This is a genomic window from Streptomyces mabaensis (genome assembly GCF_053763515.1).
The window spans coordinates 1-20,015 of the sequence record NZ_JBSOPZ010000032.1 but is presented as its reverse complement, the minus strand read 5'-3'; the positions used below and the strand labels follow the sequence as shown (position 1 = coordinate 20,015).

Annotated in this window: 15 protein-coding genes and 1 pseudogene; 12 read left to right on the top strand and 4 right to left on the bottom strand. The window is 72.5% G+C overall.

Translation table 11 applies throughout. From position 1 onward, the window contains the following. On the top strand, window positions 1-1,395 hold the full coding sequence (locus tag ACWV17_RS25450) for a CoA transferase (RefSeq protein ID WP_455361546.1): 1,395 nt from the start codon (window positions 1-3) through the stop codon (window positions 1,393-1,395). Here the strand turns inward: ACWV17_RS25450 and ACWV17_RS25445 are convergent. Next, window positions 1,385-1,903 (bottom strand): GNAT family N-acetyltransferase, encoded by a 519-nt coding sequence (locus ACWV17_RS25445; protein WP_455361545.1) that lies wholly within the window; start codon window positions 1,901-1,903, stop codon window positions 1,385-1,387. The two genes, ACWV17_RS25450 and ACWV17_RS25445, sit on opposite strands and share 11 nt — an antisense overlap. A gap of 65 nt (window positions 1,904-1,968) precedes the next feature. Here ACWV17_RS25445 and ACWV17_RS25440 point away from each other — a divergent pair, with 65 nt between their 5' ends. Next, window positions 1,969-2,766: an exodeoxyribonuclease III gene (locus ACWV17_RS25440; RefSeq protein ID WP_455361544.1), complete on the top strand. Its 798-nt coding sequence runs from the start codon at window positions 1,969-1,971 to the stop codon at window positions 2,764-2,766. A gap of 445 nt (window positions 2,767-3,211) precedes the next feature. On the opposite strand, the pseudogene ACWV17_RS25435 reads toward ACWV17_RS25440, so the two are convergent. Further along, window positions 3,212-3,868: pseudogene (locus ACWV17_RS25435) on the bottom strand (MerR family transcriptional regulator); the annotation flags it as partial. 202 nt (window positions 3,869-4,070) lie between these two features. On the opposite strand from ACWV17_RS25435, the gene ACWV17_RS25430 reads away from it, so the two are divergent. The 4 genes from ACWV17_RS25430 (at window position 4,071) to ACWV17_RS25415 (ending at window position 7,940) form a co-directional block, all read left to right on the top strand. After that, the gene (locus ACWV17_RS25430; RefSeq protein WP_455361543.1) at window positions 4,071-5,597 is read left to right on the top strand and encodes a flavin-containing monooxygenase; all 1,527 of its coding nucleotides are present in this window, start codon (window positions 4,071-4,073) and stop codon (window positions 5,595-5,597) included. Continuing rightward, window positions 5,594-6,568, top strand: a complete 975-nt coding sequence (locus tag ACWV17_RS25425) for an alpha/beta fold hydrolase (protein ID WP_455361542.1) — start codon at window positions 5,594-5,596, stop codon at window positions 6,566-6,568. The genes ACWV17_RS25430 and ACWV17_RS25425 overlap by 4 nt, the downstream gene beginning before the upstream one ends. After that, window positions 6,565-7,449 carry an SDR family oxidoreductase gene (locus tag ACWV17_RS25420; RefSeq protein ID WP_455361541.1) on the top strand — a complete coding sequence of 295 codons (885 nt, stop codon included), beginning with the start codon at window positions 6,565-6,567 and terminating at the stop codon, window positions 7,447-7,449. The genes ACWV17_RS25425 and ACWV17_RS25420 overlap by 4 nt, the downstream gene beginning before the upstream one ends. Before the next feature lie 269 nt (window positions 7,450-7,718). Further along, a complete protein-coding gene (locus tag ACWV17_RS25415; RefSeq protein WP_455351262.1) occupies window positions 7,719-7,940 on the top strand; it encodes a hypothetical protein in 222 nt (73 codons plus the stop codon). Window positions 7,941-8,019: 79 nt separating this feature from the next. Here the strand turns inward: ACWV17_RS25415 and ACWV17_RS25410 are convergent, their stop codons facing one another. Next, the gene (locus ACWV17_RS25410; protein WP_455361540.1) at window positions 8,020-11,310 is read right to left on the bottom strand and encodes a S41 family peptidase; all 3,291 of its coding nucleotides are present in this window, start codon (window positions 11,308-11,310) and stop codon (window positions 8,020-8,022) included. Between the two features lie 214 nt (window positions 11,311-11,524). Between ACWV17_RS25410 and ACWV17_RS25405 the strand changes: the two genes are divergently transcribed. Together ACWV17_RS25405 and ACWV17_RS25400 are read left to right on the top strand one after the other, a co-directional pair. Beyond that, window positions 11,525-12,115: a TetR/AcrR family transcriptional regulator gene (locus tag ACWV17_RS25405; RefSeq protein ID WP_455351264.1), complete on the top strand. Its 591-nt coding sequence runs from the start codon at window positions 11,525-11,527 to the stop codon at window positions 12,113-12,115. Between the two features lie 103 nt (window positions 12,116-12,218). Next, window positions 12,219-14,384, top strand: a complete 2,166-nt coding sequence (locus tag ACWV17_RS25400) for an MMPL family transporter (protein ID WP_455361590.1) — start codon at window positions 12,219-12,221, stop codon at window positions 14,382-14,384. Between the two features lie 53 nt (window positions 14,385-14,437). Here the strand turns inward: ACWV17_RS25400 and ACWV17_RS25395 are convergent, their stop codons facing one another. Continuing rightward, window positions 14,438-14,842, bottom strand: coding sequence for an SsgA family sporulation/cell division regulator (locus ACWV17_RS25395; RefSeq protein ID WP_455351265.1), 405 nt, complete (start codon window positions 14,840-14,842; stop codon window positions 14,438-14,440). 197 nt (window positions 14,843-15,039) lie between these two features. Between ACWV17_RS25395 and ACWV17_RS25390 the strand changes: the two genes are divergently transcribed. The 4 genes from ACWV17_RS25390 (at window position 15,040) to ACWV17_RS25375 (ending at window position 19,152) form a co-directional block, all read left to right on the top strand. Further along, a complete protein-coding gene (locus ACWV17_RS25390) occupies window positions 15,040-16,161 on the top strand; it encodes an energy-coupling factor ABC transporter permease (RefSeq protein ID WP_455361539.1) in 1,122 nt (373 codons plus the stop codon). Between the two features lies 1 nt (window position 16,162). Continuing rightward, window positions 16,163-16,924 (top strand): cobalt ECF transporter T component CbiQ, encoded by a 762-nt coding sequence (gene cbiQ, locus ACWV17_RS25385; RefSeq protein ID WP_455351267.1) that lies wholly within the window; start codon window positions 16,163-16,165, stop codon window positions 16,922-16,924. Beyond that, on the top strand, window positions 16,912-17,742 hold the full coding sequence (locus ACWV17_RS25380; RefSeq protein WP_455361538.1) for an energy-coupling factor ABC transporter ATP-binding protein: 831 nt from the start codon (window positions 16,912-16,914) through the stop codon (window positions 17,740-17,742). Before cbiQ ends, ACWV17_RS25380 begins: the two co-directional genes overlap by 13 nt. Before the next feature lie 243 nt (window positions 17,743-17,985). Beyond that, on the top strand, window positions 17,986-19,152 hold the full coding sequence (locus ACWV17_RS25375) for a serine hydrolase domain-containing protein (protein WP_455361589.1): 1,167 nt from the start codon (window positions 17,986-17,988) through the stop codon (window positions 19,150-19,152). The last annotated feature ends 863 nt before the right edge of the window (window positions 19,153-20,015 follow it).

Below are 20,015 nucleotides of genomic sequence, written 5' to 3'. Positions count from 1 at the left end.
ATGACGGACGCGGACGAGAGTTTCGGCAGCCACGGCAGTTCTGGCAGCGAGGCCGTCGACGGCCCGACCGCGCAGGCCTGGGCCGCCCTCGGCGGGGCGGCCGGGCCGGCCGGGCTGGTGTCGTACCGCGCGGCCGGGGACGTCCTCGCCGCCCGGCTGCCGGTGCGGCAGCTGGCCCGGGCGTGTGTCGGGGTGTGTTCACTTGCCGCCGCCGAACTGGTCTCGGTGCGCACGGGGAAACCCCTGGCCGCGGTACGGGTGGACGAAGGCGCCGTGGCCACCGCGTTCGTCAGTGAGCGGCACCTGCGGATCGGCGGCAGGACGCCGACGACGTTCGCGCCGCTCTCCGGGTTCTGGCGGGCGGCGGACGGCTGGGTGCGGACGCACGCCAACTATCCGCATCACCGGGACCGGTTGCTGGACGCCCTCGGGATCCGGGACGGGGAACGGCTGGCCGAGGTGGTGGCGGAGCTGCCCGCTGTGGAGGTGCAGGAGCGGGTGTACGCGGCCGGCGGGCTCGCCGTCGCCGTGGCCCCGCCCGGGGATGCCCCGGGCCGCCCTCCGCTCGTCGAGATGGGGCCGGCCGGAGGCGAGGGCAGGAGCCCGGCGCTCGCTGCCGGTGCGCTGCCGGCGGAGGGGGTGCGGGTGCTGGACCTGACCCGGGTCATCGCCGGGCCGGTCGCGACGCGCACTCTCGGACTGCTGGGCGCGGACGTGCTGCGCCTCGACTCCCCGGCGCTGCCGGAGGCGGCGGACGCGCAGGCCGACACCGGGTTCGGGAAGCGGTCTGCCCGGCTCGATCTGGACGGGGCGGCGGGGAGGCGGACCTTCGAGGAGCTCCTCGCGGTCGCCGATGTGGTGATCACCGGCTATCGGCCGGGCGCGCTGGACCGGCACGGCTTGGCGCCGGCCGCGCTGACCGAGCGGCGGCCCGGCCTGGTTGTGGCGCAGCTGTGCGCGTGGGGATGGTCCGGGCCGTGGGCCGGGCGGCGGGGCTTCGACAGTCTCGTACAGGCCGGGTGCGGGATCGCGCGGATCGAGGCCGGGCCGGATGGACGCCCCGGCGTGCTGCCCGCGCAGGCGTTGGATCACGGCACGGGGTATCTGCTGGCGGCCGCGGTGCTGCGGTCGCTGACCGGGCGGCAGGAGGACGGGCTCGGCAGGCACCTGCGGCTCTCCCTCGCGGGGACGGCGTCCTGGCTGATGCACGGCATCGGGGCCGCCCCGGCGGGCGCGGGGGAGTACGAGGCGGAGAAGTGGCTGAGCGAGACGGAATCGGCCTACGGGCCGCTGCGCCACGCCCTGCCGCCGCTCGGCTTCGACGGAGCTCCCGCGGACTGGAGCCGGCCGCCCAGCCGGTGGGGGACGGACCGGGCCGCGTGGCTCACGGCGTGAGCGGCGCGACGGCGGTGAGCGGCGTGAGGGACGTGAGCGGCTTCGCGAAGCAGCGGCTGTTGTCGTACTCGCGGTAGTGCCCGAACTTCGTGCACGGCAGGTAGCCGCTGGAGGTGTAGAGGGCGATCGCCTCCGGCTGGGCCGTACCGGTCTCCAGGACCATCCGGAGGCGGCCCGCCGCCCGGGCGCTGTCCTCCAGGGCGGCCAGGATGCGGCGGGCCAGCCCCAGGCCCCGGGCCTCGGGCACGACGTACATGCGCTTGAGCTCGGCGTCGCCGTCCGCGTACCCCTCGCCGTTCTGCTCCTGGGCGCGCCAGCCGCCCGTCGCCACCGGTCGCTCCTGGTCGTCGTACGCGAGCAGGTAGAGGCCGCTCGGCGCCCGGAACATGGCGGGGTCGAGCGGGGTGACGTCGCCCTCGCCGTCGTAGCGCTCGGCGTACTCGAGCTGGACCTGGTCGTTGAGCTTGACCGCGTCAGGGTGGTCGTAGGCGGTGGGCCGAATAATCATGTGGAGTATCGTACTTCTATGCAGTGGATTGGGTGAGTGAATATCCGGCTCGGTATCGTGCCGCAATGCTCACTGTGACCTCCGTGAATGTAAACGGGCTGCGCGCCGCCGCCAAAAAGGGCTTCGTGCCGTGGCTGGCCGGGACGGCCGCCGACGTGATCTGCCTCCAGGAGGTACGGGCCGAACCGCAGCAGCTCCCCGAGGAGGTCAGGCAGCCCGAGGGCTGGCACGCCGTGCACGCACCGGCCGCCGCCAAGGGCCGGGCCGGCGTCTCCCTCTATACGCGCCGCGCGCCGGAGCGGGTGCAGGTCGGCTTCGGAAGCGGTGAGTTCGACGGCAGCGGCCGGTACGTCGAGGCGGACCTGCCCGGTGTCACGGTCGCGAGCCTGTACCTGCCCTCGGGGGAGGTCGGCACCGAGCGGCAGGACGAGAAAGTCCGCTTCATGGGCGAGTTCCTCCCCTACCTCAAGGAGCTGAGGGAGCGGGCGGCGGCCGGCGGGCGCGAGGTCCTGGTGTGCGGCGACTGGAACATCGCCCACCAGGAGGCGGACCTGAAGAACTGGAAGGCCAACCGGAAGAACTCCGGCTTCCTCCCGGAGGAGCGCGCCTGGCTGTCCCGGGTCTTCGGGGAGGCGGAGTACGTGGACGTGGTGCGGGCCCTGCATCCGGAGCAGGAGGGGCCGTACTCGTGGTGGTCGTACCGCGGCCGCGCCTTCGACAACGACGCGGGCTGGCGCATCGACTACCAGGTGGCGACCCCGCGGCTCGCGGAGCGCGCGGTGAAGGCGTACGTCGAACGGGCCACGACCCACGGCGACCGGTGGTCGGACCACGCACCGGTGACGGCGGTCTACGACCTGTAGGCCCGTCGCTTGCGTCGGGGCGGGCGGTCATCCCGAGGAGGCGATTGCCAGGCCGTCATGGGCCTTCGCTGATCAGGCGCTCGGCCTGGCCCGCCTCCTCGGCGGTCACTTCACCGGGCCTGCTGCTGTGCAGCCGCCAATGGGTGACCGCCGCGTCCGGGCCCTGCAGCCGGCCTGTGGACAGGGCGAGGTCGATGCGGTCGCGCACCACGTGCTCGGTGGCGGGCTCGGTGGCGAACAGGGTGCGCAGCAGCACCTGGTCCCCCACCCGTTCCACTCCGGTGTGGTGCGCCGCCAGCGGACATGGCGGCGGGTGTTCCCAGTGTCCGCACAGCGCAGCGGTGATCGCCGCCCCGGGCGCCGCCAGGTCCGCGTCCGGCTGCATGACGAGAACCGCCTCGTGGACGAAGGCACGCCGCATCGGGCCGGCGGGACCCGGGTGGGCCAGTCTGCGGTCCATTGCCATGGACAGCTCCGCCTCCACCACGCTCTTGGCCAGCGGGCGCAGCCGTTCCAGTGCCGCGCCCAGGTCGTCCGGGCCCTGGGCCATGTGGGTGCCCACCAGGGTCGTGAACAGGTCGGCCATTGCCTCCGCGTGCTCGCGGACCCGGCGGCCCGCCGCGAGGACCGCCGCGAGGGGGACGCCCTCGCGGACCAGGGCCGCGGAGACGTCCAGCAGCCGGCGGCTGATGTGGACGATCTGGTCGCCGTCGGTGGCCAGGTAGCCGAGGTCGAGGGCGGCGGCCAGGTTCTCCGCCGTGACCTCGCCCTCGAAGTAGTCGGCCAGCTCCTCGGGCGTGAGGCGGACCGGGGTTTCCTCGGTCCACTGCGGGAGCTCGTCCGGGCCGAGCCCGCCGAGCCCGCCGAGGCCGAGGAGTTCGCCGACGTCCCGGCCGTGCTCGAACGCGGTGATCAGCTCGGCGATGCCGCCCAGGGTGTGGCCGCGTTCGAGCAGCGCGGCGATGGTGCGCAGCCGGGCCAGGTGGTGCTCGTCGTACCAGGCGATCCGGCCCTCGCGGCGCGGAGGCGGGATCAGCTTGCGCTCGCGGTAGAAGCGCAGGGTGCGCACTGTGATGCCGGCCTCCCTGGCCAGCTCGGCCATGCGGTACTCGCGTACGGTGCCGGTGTCGCTCTCCTGTGCTTCTGCCACAGCGGCAGCCTATGTCGTGGGGCCGGGGGCGCGGCGAGCCCCGTACCGTCGGTAACTTTCCTGTGCCGGACCCCTACCCATGAGTACGGTGCTGCTCTACTCTCCCAACCGTGCCAGTGTTCGCTGGCAGAGTCGCAGGACAGCTGGAGGCGGCATGGCCGAGCACGAGCACGTACGAGTGGCGGTGATCGGATCCGGATTCGGCGGCCTCGGCGCCGCGGTCCGGCTGCGCCGCGAGGGAATCACCGACTTCGTGGTTCTGGAGCGCGCGGACTCCGTCGGCGGCACCTGGCGGGACAACAGCTATCCAGGCTGTGCGTGCGACGTGCCCTCGCATCTGTACTCGTTCTCCTTCGCCCCCAACCCCGACTGGCCGCGTACCTTCTCCGGCCAGCCGCACATCCGCGCGTACCTGGAGCACGTCGCCGACACCTTCGGGCTGCGCCCGCACATCCGGCTGAACGCGGAAGTGCGCATGATGCGCTGGGACGGCGACGCGCTCCACTGGGAGATCGAGACCGCGAACGGCCGGCTGACCGCCGATGTCGTCGTCTCCGCGACCGGACCGCTCTCCGACCCCAAGGTCCCCGACATCCCGGGGCTCGCGGACTTCCCGGGCAAGGTCTTCCACTCCGCCCGCTGGGACCACGACCACGACCTCCGCGGCAAGCGCGTCGCGATGATCGGCACCGGCGCCTCGGCCATCCAGATCGTCCCGGCGATCCAGCCCGAGGCCGGCCGGCTGACCCTCTTCCAGCGCACGCCGCCGTGGGTGATGCCGCGCGTGGACCGCGCCATCACGGGCGCCGAGCGCTGGCTGCACCGGCAGCTGCCGTTCACCGGGGCGGCGCGCCGCGGGCTGCTGTGGGGGATCCGGGAGCTCCAGGTGGGCGCCTTCACCAAGCACCCGAACCGGCTGGGGCTCATCGAGTCGCTCGCCAAGGCCAACATCGCGCGGTCCATCAAGGACCCGGCGCTGCGGGCCAGGCTGACTCCCTCGTACCGCATCGGCTGCAAGCGCATCCTGCTGTCGAGCGAGTACTACCCGGCGCTCGCCCAGCCCAATGTGGACGTCGTCGCCTCCGGCCTGACCGAGGTGCGCGGATCGACGCTGGTCGCGGCCGACGGCAGCGAGACCGAGGCGGACGTGATCATCTTCGGTACCGGTTTCCATGTCACCGACATGCCGATCGCCGAACGCGTGGTCGGCGCCAACGGCACCACGCTCGCCGAGGAGTGGAAGGACGGCATGGAGTCGCTGCGCGGCGCGACCGCCGCCGGCTTCCCCAACTGGATGACGATCATCGGGCCCAACACCGGGCTGGGCAACAGCTCGATGATCCTGATGATCGAGTCGCAGCTCAACTACATGGCCGACTACCTGCGTCAGCTGACCACCCTCGGCGGGAAGGCCGCGCTCGCGGCCAGGCCGTCCGCCGTGCAGGCCTGGAACCGCCGGGTGCAGGAGCGAATGAAGCGGACCGTGTGGAACACGGGCGGCTGCACCAGCTGGTACCTGGACGCCAGCGGCCGCAACACGACGATCTGGCCCGGGACGACGGGTGAGTTCCGGCGCGCGACCCGCGAGGTCGACCTCGCCGAGTACGAGGTGCTGCGGGTGCGGGCCCTGGCCGCTGTCCCTGCTGTCGCCGCTTCCGAGGCGGAAGAGGTCTCCGCGTGAGCCGGCTCCTGCATGTGATCGACGGGCCGTACGCCCCTCCCGTCGCCGGGCGTGAACTCACCGCGGTCTCCGCGGACGGATCCCGGCTGCACGTCGAGATCCACGGTCCCGCCGGCGCCCCCGCCGTCGTGCTCGCGCACGGCTGGACCTGCTCGACCGCGTTCTGGGCCGCGCAGATCCGGGGGCTGGCCGACAGCCACCGGGTGATCGTCTACGACCAGCGCGGCCACGGCCGCAGTCCCGCGCCCGCGACGGCCGGCGGCTACAGCACGCACGCGCTGGCGGACGACCTGGACGCGGTGCTCGGCGCGGCGCTGGAGCCGGGCGAGAAGGCCGTGCTGGCCGGCCACTCCATGGGCGGCATGACGCTGATGGCGAGCTCAGGCCGGGCAAGGTTCCGGGAGCACGCCGCCGCCGTACTGCTGTGCAGCACCGGCAGTTCGCGGCTGGTCGACGAATCGCTCGTACTGCCGTTGCGCGCCGGGCGGATACGGAACCGGCTCACCCACTCGGTCCTGGGCTCGCGCGCTCCCCTCGGGCCCGTCACGCCCCTGGCCAAGCGGATCCTCAAGTACGCGACCATGGGCCCCGGCGCGTCCCCCGAGAAGGTGGAGGCGTGCGCGAGGGTCGTGCACGCCTGCCCGCGCGCGGTGCGGCACGGCTGGTCGCACGTCCTCGGCGAACTGGATCTGGACGCAGTCGTACGGGAGATGGCGGTGCCCACCGCCGTGATCGGCGGCACCGCGGACCGGATGACCCCGATCGTGCACGCGCGCGCCCTCGCGGCGACCCTCCCGGTGTGCGTCGGCCTCACCGAACTCGCGGGCGTGGGGCACATGACCCCGGTCGAGGCACCTGAGGCGGTGACCGGACGGATCCGCGAACTGGTGGCCCAGTACGTCCTGATACCCACCCCTGCCGCACCCGTATCCGTACCCGTACCCGTACCGGCCGAGGAGGAGGCGCTGTGAGCGCACGCAGGAGTCTGGAAGGCCAGGTCGCCGTCGTCACCGGCGCGGCCAGGGGGGTGGGCGAGCTGCTGGCCCGCAAGCTCTCCGCGCGCGGCGCGAAGGTGGCGCTGGTGGGCCTGGAGCCCGACGCGCTGAAGGAGGTCTCCGAGCGGCTGCACACCGACAGCGACCACTGGTGCGTGGACGTCACCGACCACGAGGCGATGGCGCGGGTGGCGCAGGAGGTGAAGCAGCGCTTCGGGAAGGTCGACATCGTCGTGGCGAACGCCGGTGTCGCCGCCGGGGGGCCGTTCGTCGACTCCGACCCCGACGCCTGGCGGCGGGTCATCGAGGTCAATCTGATCGGCGGAGCGGTCACGGGACGGGCGTTCATGCCCGTACTCATGGAGAGCCGGGGCTACTTCCTGCAGATCGCCTCGCTCGCCGCCATCACCCCCGCGCCGATGATGACCGCGTACTGCGCGTCCAAGTCGGGGGTCGAGGCGTTCGCGCACAGCCTGCGCGCCGAGGTCGGGTACAAGGGGGTGCGGGTCGGCGTCGGCTATCTGTCGTGGACCGACACGGACATGGTGCGGGGCGCCGACCAGGACGACGTGATGCGCGAGCTGCGGCAGCGGCTGCCCTGGCCGTCGAACCGTACGTACCCGCTCGGCCCGGCGGTGGACCGCATCGTCGCCGGGATCGAACGGCGGTCGGCGCACGTCTACGCGCAGTGGTGGCTGCGCGGGATGCAGGGGGTGCGCGGGTATCTGCCGGGCATCATCGCCACGGTCGGGCAGCGCGAGATGAAGAGGTTCGAGCCGCGTCTTGCCGGTGTCAGCAAGGGACTTGTGGGGGCGGGCGGAGCCGCGGACGAGAGGGAGCGCACGCGCGGTCACTGATCGAAATGCGTGGAATGTCGGCCCGTGTCAGTCTTGTCCAGGCCCAGGGCCTGTCCGGCGGATCAGGGCCGGATAGGACGCGGCGTCTGGTGCGGTGCATCGCAAGGCGCCGGAGTGCCCTAATAGCGGAGCTATTTGGGCATTTCGGCAACGCGGCGAGGTGCCGTGCCTGGGGGCACCTCCCAGCGGTAGCTGGGGGAGCGTCGCGGCCCCGGTCAAGATCCGCCGGACAGGCCCTACACCTCTCACACCCCCTAGGAGTGAATCTCATGGGCATATCGGACCAGTTCAAGGACAAGGCGCAGGAGCTCGCGGACCAGGCCAAGCAGAAGGCGCGCAAGGGCAAGGAAGGGTCGCCGGAGCGTCGCACCCCGCAGGGCACGCCCGAGCGTCGGCCGCAGGGCATGCCCGATCCTGACCGGGAGCGGATGGAGGAGGAGCGGCGGGCCGACGAGGCGCGGCGGAAGTTCGACCAGGACTACGACGTCTGACCTCCCCACCCACGCAGACCACGCAGACGAAGGGCGCGCCCGGACCACCGGGCGCGCCCTCCGTGCCGCCGCCGGGCCCTCAACCCCCGTTGCGCGGCGGGAGCTTGGGGCGGCGCAGGTCCGGTACGTCCCGGTAGTCCGGGGGCGTCGCGGCCGGGTTCCGCTCCAGCAGCTCCAGGGCCACCTCGACCGCGTCGTCCAGCTGCGCGTGGCGGCCTTCCGCCCAGTCGAGCGGGGTGCGCTCGATCTCCAGATCCGGTTCTACGCCGTGGTTCTCGATCGACCAGCCGTACTGGTCGAACCAGGCCGCGTTCATGGGGACGGTGATGACCGTGCCGTCGCCGAGCTGGTGCCGCCCGGTCATGCCCACGACCCCGCCCCAGGTCCGCAGACCCACCACCGGGCCGAGCCCCAGCAGCCGGAAGGCCGCCGTGATCATGTCGCCGTCCGAGGACGTCGCCTCGTCCGCCAGCGCGACCACCGGACCCCGGGGCGAGTTCGAGGCGTAACTGACGGGCTGCGCGTTGCGGGTGAGGTCCCAGCCAAGGATTGTGCGGGTGAGTTTCTCGACCACCAGCTCGCTGATGTGGCCGCCCGCGTTTCCGCGTACGTCCACGATGAGCGCCGGCCGCGAGACCTCCATCCGCAGGTCCCGGTTGAACTGGGCCCAGCCCGAGCCGCCCATGTCGGGGATGTGCAGGTAACCGCACTTGCCGCCGCTCACCTCGTGGACGACCTCACGGCGCTTGGTCACCCAGTCCTGGTACCGCAGCGGCCGCTCGTCGATCAGCGGCACGATCGCGACCCGGCGCGCCCGCCCTTCGCCCTCCGCCGGCTGGAAGGTCAGCTCGACCGTCGTGCCGCCGGCCATCGACAGCAGCGGATACGGTCCGGTCACCGGGTCGACCGGGCGGCCGTCGACATGCGTGAGGACCGCGCCCTCGCGGATACCCGTACCGGCCAGCGGGGAGCGGGCCTTGGAGTCGGACGAGTCGCCCGGCAGGATCCGCCTGACCACCCACGCGCCGTCCCGGCACACGAAGTTGGCGCCGAGGAGGCCCATCGCGCGCTGGTAGTGCGGGGGGCCCTCGTTGCGGCGGGCGGGGGAGACGTACGCGTGCGACGTGCCCAGTTCGCCCAGCACCTCGCGCAGCAGATCGGCGAACTCGTCGGGGGACGCGACCCGTTCGACGAGCGGGCGGTACTGGTCGAGCACGCCGTCCCAGTCGATGCCGCACATCTGCGGCTCCCAGAAGTACGCGCGGATGATGCGGCCCGCCTCGTCGTACGCCTGACGCCACTCGGCCGCCGGGTCGACCTGGTGGAGGATCCGGCGGAGGTCCAGGTAGACGGTGGAGTCGCTGTCGCCGGACTCGGTCGCCGGTACGGCCCGCAGGTCGCCGTCGTCGACCACGACCAGCCGGGTGCCGTCGCCGCTGACCGCGAACCAGTCGAGGTGGCCCACCAGTTCGGTCTTGCGCGCCTTGGAGATGTCGAAGTGTTCGAGTGTGGGACGGCCCGTGGTGTCCGCCGGGTTGACGAACGTCTCGCCGAGCGCGCCCGAGATCGGCCAGCGCAGCCAGACCAGTCCGCCGCCGCTGACCGCGTGCAGCGCCGAGTACTTGGAGGCGGTGACGGGGAAGGGCGTGACCCGGTCCGCGAGGCCCTCGACCTCGACCAGCACCGTGCCGTCGCCCGCCGCCCCGTTCTCGCCGTCCGCCGGGTCCAGGCCACCCGCGGCCGGGCGGCCGTCCGGCGACAGCGCGAAGGGCGAGGGGGTCGCGGACGACAGCGGTACGAGGTAGGGGCGGCAGCCCAGCGGGAAGGAGAGGTCGCCGGTGTGCACGTCGTACACCGGGTCGAACCCGCGCCAGGACAGGAACGCGAGATAGCGGCCGTCGCTGGTGAAGACCGGATTCTCGTCCTCGAAGCGGCCGTTGGTGACGTCGACGATGGTGCGGTCCTTGATCCGGGCCACCTTGATCTGCCGCAGCGAGCGGCCGATGCCGGGATGGGACCAGGTCAGCCAGGCGCCGTCGGGGGAGAAGGACAGGTCGCGGACCGGCCCGTTGACGGACCGGATCAGCTCGGTGACCTCTCCTCCCCCAGACTTCGTCCGGGAGGTGCCCCCAGACTCTTCGGTCGCGTCGATCAGCAGCAGGCGTCCGTCGTTCGAGGCGATCGCGAGCCGCTCGCCGTCGGGGTCGGAGAGCAGCTCCAGTACGCGGCCGAGCTCCCCGGAGGCGAGCCGGCGCGGCTCGCGTTCCCCGCTGGCCCGTGGCAGGTACGCGATCTCGACCGCGTCCTCGCCGTCCGCCGAGGTGACGTACGCGACCTGGCCGCCGCTGCCGAGCATCTCCGGCATCCGGACCCGTACGCCTGGGGTGTCGACGAGGGTGCGGGCCGGGCCGTCGCGGTGGGTGAGCCAGTACAGGCTGCCGCGGACGGACACCGCGCTCGCGCGGCCGGTGGAGTCCACGGAGAGCGAGTCGACATGGCTGGAGGCGGGCACCTGGTAGGTGCGCCGGCCGGCCCGCGGGCCGCCGAGGCGTACGTCGAGCTTGCGCGGTACGGCGTCTGCGCCCAGGTCCTCGACGATCCACAGATCGCCCGCGCACTGGTACACGACCCGGTGGCCGTCGCTGGAGGCGTGCCGGGCGTAGAACTCGTCGTGGTCGGTGTGCCGCCGCAGGTCGGTGCCGTCCGGCAGGCAGGAGTAGAGGTTGCCGATGCCTTCGTGGTCGGACAGGAACGCGATACGGCCGGACACGAACATCGGGCAGTCGAGATGGCCGCCGATGCCGTCCAGCAGCCGCTTGCCGTGCAGCCACAGCCGGCCGGTCGCCCCGCCGCGGTAGCGCTTCCAGGCGGCGGGCTCGTGCGGGGGCTTCCCGGTGAGCAGCATCGTGAGGTGCTCGCCCTCGATGTCCGCGACCTGGATGTCGGAGGCCGGGCCCCAGGGAAGCCGCCGGCCGGGGGAGCCGTCGGTGGCCACCTTGTAGGCCCAGGAGAAGTACGAGAAGGGCTGGCCGTGCGAGGAGACGGCCAGGATGTTGCCGTCGGGGTCCCAGCCGCAGACCCGGGTGTCGGTGGAGCCCCAGTAGGTGAGCCGGCGGGCCGGGCCGCCCTCGACCGGGGCGAGGTGGATCTCGGGGTCGAGGCTGCGCCAGGTCGTGTACGCGATGTGACGGCCGTCGGGGGAGAAGCGCGGGTGGCTGACTCTGGTCCGGTCGACGGTGACTCGCCAGGCGCGACCGGGGCGCTGGCCGGCGGGGACGAGGGGGGCAACCCAGAGGTCGTCCTCGGCGGCGAAGCAGAGCAGGTCGTCGTGGAGATGCGGACAGCGGAGATACGCGAGGTCGTCACTCACGTTCCCATGCTTTCCGCGTTGTGGGGGGCGCGGCAACTCGTACGCACGGAGTAGTCGTACGGGCCGCGTCCGGGGTCGTGACACAGGCCACAGCGAAACGGTTTCGTTTCGATGGGGCGGGCGCGGTAAGTTAAGCGTACGAAACCGTTTCGTTCGGATAGGCGGACGTACGGATTCTCGGACGGCGGGCCAACAGGCGGACAGGAGGTGGGTAATGGCCAAGTGTGTGATGTCGCGGCGCAGCCGGATCACGCCGGAGCGCGAGGCCGAGCTGTACGAAGCCGTGCTCGACCTGCTGCGAGACGTCGGCTACGACGCCCTGACCATGGACGCCGTAGCCACCCGGACCCGCTCCAGCAAAGCCACCCTCTACCGCCAGTGGGGGAGCAAGCCGGAGCTGGTGGCGCGTGCGCTGCGGCACGGGACGCCGGTGGACGTCTCGGAGATCGACACCGGCAGCCTGCGCGGCGACTTCCATGAAATCGTGGCGCGCTCGGACGACGTCCGCATGCAGCGGGACACCGCGCTGCTGCGTGGTCTCGCCCGGGCTGTCCACGAGAACCCCGATCTGCTTCAGGCGCTGCGTGAGCTGCTCATCGAGCCCGAGATGACCGGACTCGACGTCGTGGTGCAGCGTGCGATCGACCGTGGCGAGGTCGCCGCGGACAACCCCGCACTCAAATACATGTCGCACATGCTCATCGGCGCCTTCATCGCCCATCCGCTGATCCAGGACCGGTCCCCCGACCAGGCCTTCCTCGGCGACTACATCGACTCCGTGGTCCTCCCCGCCCTCGGCGTCTGACTCTCCCCGCAGCACCAAGCCCCACCTGACGCGCACCGCTCACGTCGTCGGGCTGGTCATTCCTGCCCTCTTGTTCCAACGACCTGACCGGGAGTACGCCCTCGTGGCCACGTTCCTCTACAAGCTCGGGCGGTTCGCCTTCCGGCGCCGCCGCTTCGTCGCCCTGCTGTGGGTGGCCCTGCTGGCGCTCGCCGGGGTCGGCGCGGCCTCCGCCTCGACCGCCACCTCCAGCTCCTTCTCGATACCCGGCACGGAGGCCCAGAAGGCCTTCGACCTGCTGGAGCAGCGCTTCCCGGGCGCCAGCGCCGACGGCGCGACCGCCCGCGTCGTCTTCAAGGCCCCCGACGGCCAGAAGATGACCGACCCGGCCCACAAGGCCGAGGTCCAGAAGGTCGTCGCCGACCTGAAGTCCGGCTCGGACCAGGTGGCCTCGGTCGTCGACCCGTACGCCGGCAAGGCGGTGAGCCGGGACGGCTCGACCGCGTACACGCAGGTCTCGTACAAGGTCAGCGGGATGGAGCTGACCGAGGAGACCCGGGAGGCGCTCACGGGGGCGGGCGAGGAGGCGCGGGACGCCGGCCTCACGGTCGAGATCGGCGGAGACGCGCTCCAGGCCGCGCCCGAGACCGGGGCCGGCGAGATCATCGGTGTCGTCGTGGCCGCGATCGTGCTCGTGATCACCTTCGGTTCGCTGGTGGCCGCCGGACTGCCGCTGCTCACCGCGATCATCGGCGTCGGCATCGGCGTCTCGACGATCGCCGCCCTGGCGAACGTCCTGGACCTGGGTTCCACCACGGCGACGCTCGCGACGATGATCGGTCTCGCGGTCGGCATCGACTACGCGCTCTTCATCGTCTCCCGCTACCGGGCCGAGCTGGCCGAGGGGCGCGAGCGTGAGGAAGCGGCTGGACGGGCCGTCGGAACGGCCGGTTCCGCCGTCGTCTTCGCCGGCCTCACCGTCGTCATCGCCCTGGTCGGCCTGGCCGTCGTCAACATCCCGATGCTCACCAAGATGGGCGTCGCCGCGGCCGGCACGGTCGTGATCGCCGTACTCATCGCGCTCAGCCTCATCCCGGCGCTGCTCGGCTTCGCCGGCAAGAGGGTGCACGGCCGCAAGGCCCGCAAGGCGCCTCTGACGAAGACCGACGACAAGCCCAACATGGGCACCCGCTGGGCGCGTTTCGTGCTGCGCCGGCCGGTCGCCGTACTGCTCACCGGTGTGGTCGGGCTCGGCGTCATCGCCGTACCCGCCGCCTCGCTGGAGATGGGTCTGCCGGACGACGGCTCGCAGTCGGTCTCCACCACCCAGCGCAAGGCGTACGACCTGCTGTCCGACGGGTTCGGCCCCGGCTTCAACGGGCCGCTGATGGTGGTCGTCGACGGCGACAAGGCGGCGGCCGGCCGCACGGCGAGCGAGATCGAGGGCCTCGACGGGGTCGCGGCGGTCACCCCGCCCACGCCCAACGAGGCCGGGGACACCGCGATCATCACCGTCGTACCGAAGGACCGCCCGTCCTCGGTCGAGACCGAGGACCTGGTGCACACCATCCGGGACACCAGCGGTGACAACGTGCTGGTCACCGGCGCCACCGCGATGAACATCGACTTCTCGCAGAAGATGAACGACGCGCTGCTGCCCTACCTCGCGCTCGTCGTCGGTCTCGCTTTCCTGCTGCTGATGGTGGTCTTCCGGTCGGTCCTGGTCCCGCTCAAGGCGGCCCTCGGGTTCCTGCTCTCGGTCGTCGCCGCGCTCGGCGCGGTCGTCGCCGTCTTCCAGTGGGGCTGGCTCGGCTCCGTCTTCGGCGTCGAGCAGACCGGCCCGATCATGAGCATGATGCCGATCTTCATGGTGGGCGTCGTCTTCGGCCTGGCCATGGACTACGAGGTCTTCCTGGTCACGCGGATGCGGGAGGCTTACGTCCACGGCGAGCGGCCGGGGCAGGCGATCGTCACCGGCTTCCGGCACGGGGCCCGGGTCGTCACCGCCGCGGCGGTGATCATGATCGCGGTCTTCTCCGGCTTCATCGGGTCCAGCGAGCAGATGATCAAGATGATCGGCTTCGGTCTGGCGATCGCCGTCTTCTTCGACGCGTTCGTGGTCCGGATGGCCGTCGTGCCGGCGGTCCTCGCGCTGCTGGGCAAGAAGGCCTGGTGGCTGCCGCGCTGGCTGGACCGGGCGCTGCCCAATGTGGATGTGGAGGGCGAGCAGCTGCGTGAGCGGCTGGCGGACCCGGACCCGGACGAGGAGCGCGAGCTGGTGCGCGTCTGAGTCCGAGGTCCAGGCGTCAGTCCGAGTCCGGGCGTCAGCCCGAGGGTCAGGCGTCAGCGGCCCGGTCGTGCTCCCGAGGGGGTGCGGCCGGGCCGCTGCGCGTCCGCCGCCATCTCGACCGCGTAGGTGTGGCGCAGGAAGCGGCGCAGCGCCGAGCTGTCGAACTGCACCACCGCCACGCCTTCGGGCGCGTGGAACTCGACCACCACCTGGACCCGGCCGCACGGCCAGACCCGGACGTCGCCGGTGCCTGCGGGGGCGCGCAGTCCCGTTTCCAGGAGGCCGCGGGTGAGCATCCACTCGTTCTCGGTGCCGTCGGGGGAGAGGCCGGCGGGGAACACGATGCTCACGCTTTGGGGCGCGTCCGGATCGAAGCGCAGGGCGACGGGGACCGCTCTGTAGTAGGGAGCATCGGTGATGATGCGCGCGCGGGCAGGGTCTTCGACGGCGGTGGACATCGGCCGGCTCCTCACACTCGCGACGTATGTCCTCCAATGTCGCATATTTCCGCGCGTTTGCTCGAACTCGATTGCGGCTCCGCCGCTCTTGCAATGAGTTTGCAGGTGGGCACTATCATCAAACGGTTAAGCATTTCATCAGGACTGGATCGGACGACCGGGCCGACCGGACCGACCGCAGGAAGCGGAGCCCACCTATGCATGTCCCCGACGGATTCATCAACGCACCGGTCTCGGTGGCCGCCGGAGTCGTCGCGGCCGGTGCCGTCGCCGTCAGCCTGCGCGGCGCGCGGAGGGAACTTGGGGGTACCTCCCATGCCGAAGGCTATGGGGGAGAGCGGACGGCGCCGCTGGCCGGGCTCGTCGCCGCGTTCATCTTCGCCGTGCAGATGCTGAACTTCCCGGTCGCGGCCGGTACGAGCGGCCATCTACTGGGCGGGGCACTGGCCGCGATACTCGTCGGCCCGTACACCGGCGTGCTCTGTGTGTCCGTGGTGCTGCTGATGCAGGGCATCCTCTTCGCCGACGGCGGGCTCACCGCCCTCGGCGTGAACATCACGATCATGGGTGTGGTGACGGCCGTCGTCGCGTACGCCCTCTTCCGCGGCCTGGTCAAGATCCTGCCGGGCGGCCGCCGCTCGGTGACCGCCTCCGCCTTCGTCGCCGCGCTGGTCTCCGTGCCCGCCTCGGCGGCCGCGTTCACCCTGCTCTACGCGGTCGGCGGTACGACCGACGTGCCGATCGGCAAGGTGCTGACCGCCATGGTCGGCGTCCACGTGCTGATCGGCATCGGCGAGGCCGCGATCACCGCGGCGACCGTGGGTGCGGTCATCGCCGTACGCCCCGACCTGGTGCACGGCGCCCGGGGGCTGTCCGCGCCGCTCAAGCTCCGCGTCGGCGGCGAGCTGGTGGACGCGCCCGCCGCGGCGCCCGCGCCGGCCGCCGCGCGGTCCACTCGTACGGTGTGGGGCGCGGGCCTGGCCGCCACCCTGGTCCTGGCCGGGTTCGTCAGCTTCTACGCCTCCGCCAACCCGGACGGCCTGGAGAAGGTCGCCGCGGAGGTCGGCTTCGACAAGAACGTCGAGGAGCACGACGCCGCCGGCTCCCCGCTCGCCGACTACGGCGTCAAGGACGTCGACAACGCCCGGCTGTCCGGCGGCCTGGCCGGTGTCATCGGCGTCGGCGTGACCGTCGCCGCGGGCAGCGGGGTCTTCTGGGCGGTCCGTCGCCGCCGTACCGAGGAGCCGGCCTCCGGAGCGGCCTCGGCGTCCGCCGTGTCCCCGGCCGGCTCGGCGGCGCGCGCGGGGGACACGGCCTGACATGGGCGCGGGCCACGCACACAAGCTCTACCGGCACGGGCACTCGCCGGTCCACGAGCTGCCCCCGCACTGCAAACTCGCCGCGGTCTTCTGCTTCGTACTGGTCGTCGTGTCCACCCCGCGCGAGGCGGTGTGGGCCTTCGGCCTGTACGCGGCACTGCTCGCGGGGGTCGCGGCGGTGGCTCGTATCCCGGCCGGCTTCCTGCTGAAGCGGCTGCTGATCGAGATCCCGTTCGTCGCCTTCGCTGTGCTCATGCCGTTCGTGGCGGAGGGCGAGCGCGTCGACGTGCTCGGCATGTCGCTGAGCGTCTCCGGCCTCTGGGGCGCGTGGAACATCCTGGCCAAGGGGACGCTCGGCGTCGCCGCGTCCGTACTCCTCGCCTCGACGACCGAGCTGCGCTCGCTGCTGCTCGGGCTGCAACGGCTGAAGCTGCCGCCCCTGCTCGTCCAGATCGCCTCCTTCATGATCCGCTACGGCGATGTGATCAGCGACGAGATGCGCCGGATGTCGATCGCCCGGCGCTCGCGCGGCTTCGAGGCGCGCGGCGTAAGGCAGTGGGGCGTCCTCGCCAAGACGGCCGGCGCCCTCTTCATCCGCTCGTACGAGCGCGGTGAACGGGTGCACCTGGCGATGGTCAGCCGTGGGTACGCGGGCGCCATGCCGGTGATCGACGAGGTGACGGCCTCGCGGGCGCAGTGGGCGTACGCGGCCGCACTCCCGGCGGCGGCCCTCGCCGTCTGCCTGATGGGATGGACCCTGTGAACGATTCCCTGTCGCCCCTGTCGCCCCTGTCGCCCCTGTCGCCCGCGGCGCCCGTGTCGTCGGCGTCGCCGTCCTCGCCTCCGTCGCTGGAGGTGTCCGGCCTCGCCTACGCCTATCCGGACGGCCACCAGGCCCTGTACGGCGTCGACCTGACCGTCGCGCGCGGCGAACGGGTCGCGCTGCTGGGCCCCAACGGCGCCGGCAAGACCACCCTCGTCCTGCACCTCAACGGCATCCTCGACGCCGGCGTGGGCTCCGTGCGGGTCGCCGGACTCCCGGTCGAGAAGCGGAACTTCGCGGAGATCCGCCGGCGCGTGGGCATCGTCTTCCAGGACCCGGACGACCAGCTGTTCATGCCGACGGTCCGCGAGGACGTGGCGTTCGGCCCGGCGGCCTCCGGGCTGCGCGGCGCGGAGCTCGACGCCCGGGTCACCACGGCGCTGGAGCGGGTGGGCATGGCCGAGTACGCGGAACGGCCCCCGCACCACCTGTCGTTCGGGCAGCGCCGCCGGGTCGCCGTCGCGACCGTACTGGCGATGGAGCCCGAGATCCTGGTGCTGGACGAGCCGTCGTCCAACCTCGACCCGGCGTCCCGCCGCGAACTGGCCGACATCCTGCGGTCGTTGGACGTCACCGTGCTGATGGTGACGCACGATCTGCCGTACGCGCTGGAGTTGTGCCCGCGTGCGGTGGTGCTCAGCGAGGGGGTCATCGTGGCCGACGGCCGTACGCAGGATCTGCTGTGCGACGACGACCTGATGCGGGCGCACCGCCTGGAGCTGCCGTTCGGCTTCGATCCGCGCGCTGTCTCCTTTTAACGCCGACCTCGCACTGCTCGGCGCCGGGGCGCCTCCCAGGCTTCGGCCGGCTGCGCCGGACTCCGTCCGTCGGAGTGGTCGCGGCGCACCAGGTCTGTCCGTACTCCAACGTGACCCGCGACAACATCGACGTCGCGATCGTGCTGAGCTGACCCGCGCGGCGGGCGGTTGCCCGTCCGTTGCACCATGGAGGGACGACGCGCCACCCGGGCGCCTCGGAACAACGTGGGAGTGAGTGCGCGCGTGGACGTCCAGGGCACGGTTGCGGCCGGCTTCGAGCCGGTCAGGGACGCCTTCGTACGCAACTTCGAGCAGCGCGGCGAGCGCGGCGCCGCGGTCGCCGTCTACCGGGACGGGCGCAAGGTCGTCGACCTGTGGGGCGGTACGCGCGACGTGGACGGCACCGAGCCGTGGGCCGTCGACACCGCGCAGATCGTGCGGTCCGCGACGAAGGGGGTGGCCGCGGCGGTGCCGTTGCTGCTCCACCAGCGGGGGCAGCTGGACCTGGACGCGCCGGTGGGCACGTACTGGCCGGAGTTCAAGGCCGGCGGCAAGGAGCGGGCGCTGGTACGGCACCTGCTCGCGCACCGGGCGGGCGTGCCGGTGCTCGACCGGCCGCTGACGGTGGCGGAGGCGGGGGACGGGGAGAGCGGGCCGCTCGCGGTCGCGGCACAGCAGGCGGTCTGGGAGCCCGGTACGGACCACGGCTACCACGCGCAGACGTACAGCTGGCTGCTCGGTGAGCTGGTCCGCCGGGTGACCGGGCGGAGTATCGGGCGCTGGACGGCGGAGGAGATCGCGGGCCCGCTCGGCCTGGACTTCTGGATGGGCCTGCCGCCGGGGGAGGCGCACCGGGCGGGGCGGGTCGGTCCGGTGGAGGAGCCTGCGGGGGGCGGTGCTGCGGCGTTGCGGCTGAGGCCCAAGCGCAGCGTTTCGGAGGCGTACCGGGATCCGGAGTCCCTGACGCGGCGGGCGTTCGGGGCCATCGATCCGGTCCCGGACGAGAACGACCCGGCGTACCGGGCCGCCGAACTGCCCGCCTCCGCGGGCATCTCGACGGCCCGCGCGCTGGCCCGCTTCTACGCCGCGACGATCGGTGAGGTCGACGGCCACCGGCTCTTCGCCCCGGCGACGCTGACGCTGGCCCGCACGGAGGAGTCCGCGGGTCCGGACCGGGTGTTGGTCGTGAACACCCGCTTCGGCCTGGGCTTCATGCTGCACGGCCCGGCGTCCCCGCTGCTGGGCCCGGGCTCGTTCGGCCACCCGGGCCGCGGCGGCTCGCTGGGCTTCGCGGACCCGGAGTCGGGAATCGCGCTCGGGTACGTGACCAACGGCATGCGGAAGGGAGTCACGGCGGACCCCCGCGCCCAGGCCCTGGTGAGGGCGGTACGGGTGGCGGTGGCGGGGTAGCGGGGGGTGAGCCGGGGGGCGGGCAGCCGTGCCCGGGGGCGGGTTCGTGCGGGTGGGGGGCCGCCCGGTTGGTGATGATGGCGGCTCCGGGCCGGGTGTCAAGGGCGCTCCCTGCGGTCGCGTCGCTGCGCGATGGGCTGCGCCCACCCTGGACTCCCGTCCCTCCACCGCTACTGCTTGTTGAGGGGGCGGCCCCCGGAGCGGGGTCCCGGGGCTGCTGGTGCCCCGCTTGCGGGTCCGCCCCCGGCCGCAGGCCGGTGGGCGGTTGCGGGGCGCGGCAGGCCCGGGATGGGCGCGGCCCCGGCTCGGCGGCCACCGGGTGGTGGGTGGTGCGCGGTCGGCTCGGGCTGGGCCCGGCCCGGCCAAGCGGCCGCAGGCCGGTGGGTGGTCCGCCATCGACTCGCGGGAGTCCGGCTCCGGCTCAGCGACCACCGGGTAGTGGGTGACCAGGCGGGTGCGGCAGGTCCGGGATGGGCCCGGCCCCCGGCTCAGCGGCCGCAGGCCGGTGGGCGGGGGCCGCGGGTGGCAGGCCGGGAGGTGCTTGGCCCCGGCTATCCGGCTGTCAGGTCGGTGGAGCTGAGGTATGACTACATCTGTCGGCATGCGGGGTCCGCCGAGCCTCAATCCTGTCCGGTTTGCCGGGGTTTGTGGCCTGCTTGGGGGCCCCCTCGGCCGCTTGGTGTCGTCTCACCTCGGATTGGGCGTTGTTCCGGTGCAACAGGCGGCCGTCGGCCGCTATGCCGGGGCCAGCAGTCCCCGAACCTGGTGCGTGTCTTGTACCTACCCACCGGGCTGAGGTCACCGACGAGAGCGCAGCCAGCGTCCCGGCTCTGGTGGGGCCCCGCTCCCCGGGGCCGCCCGAC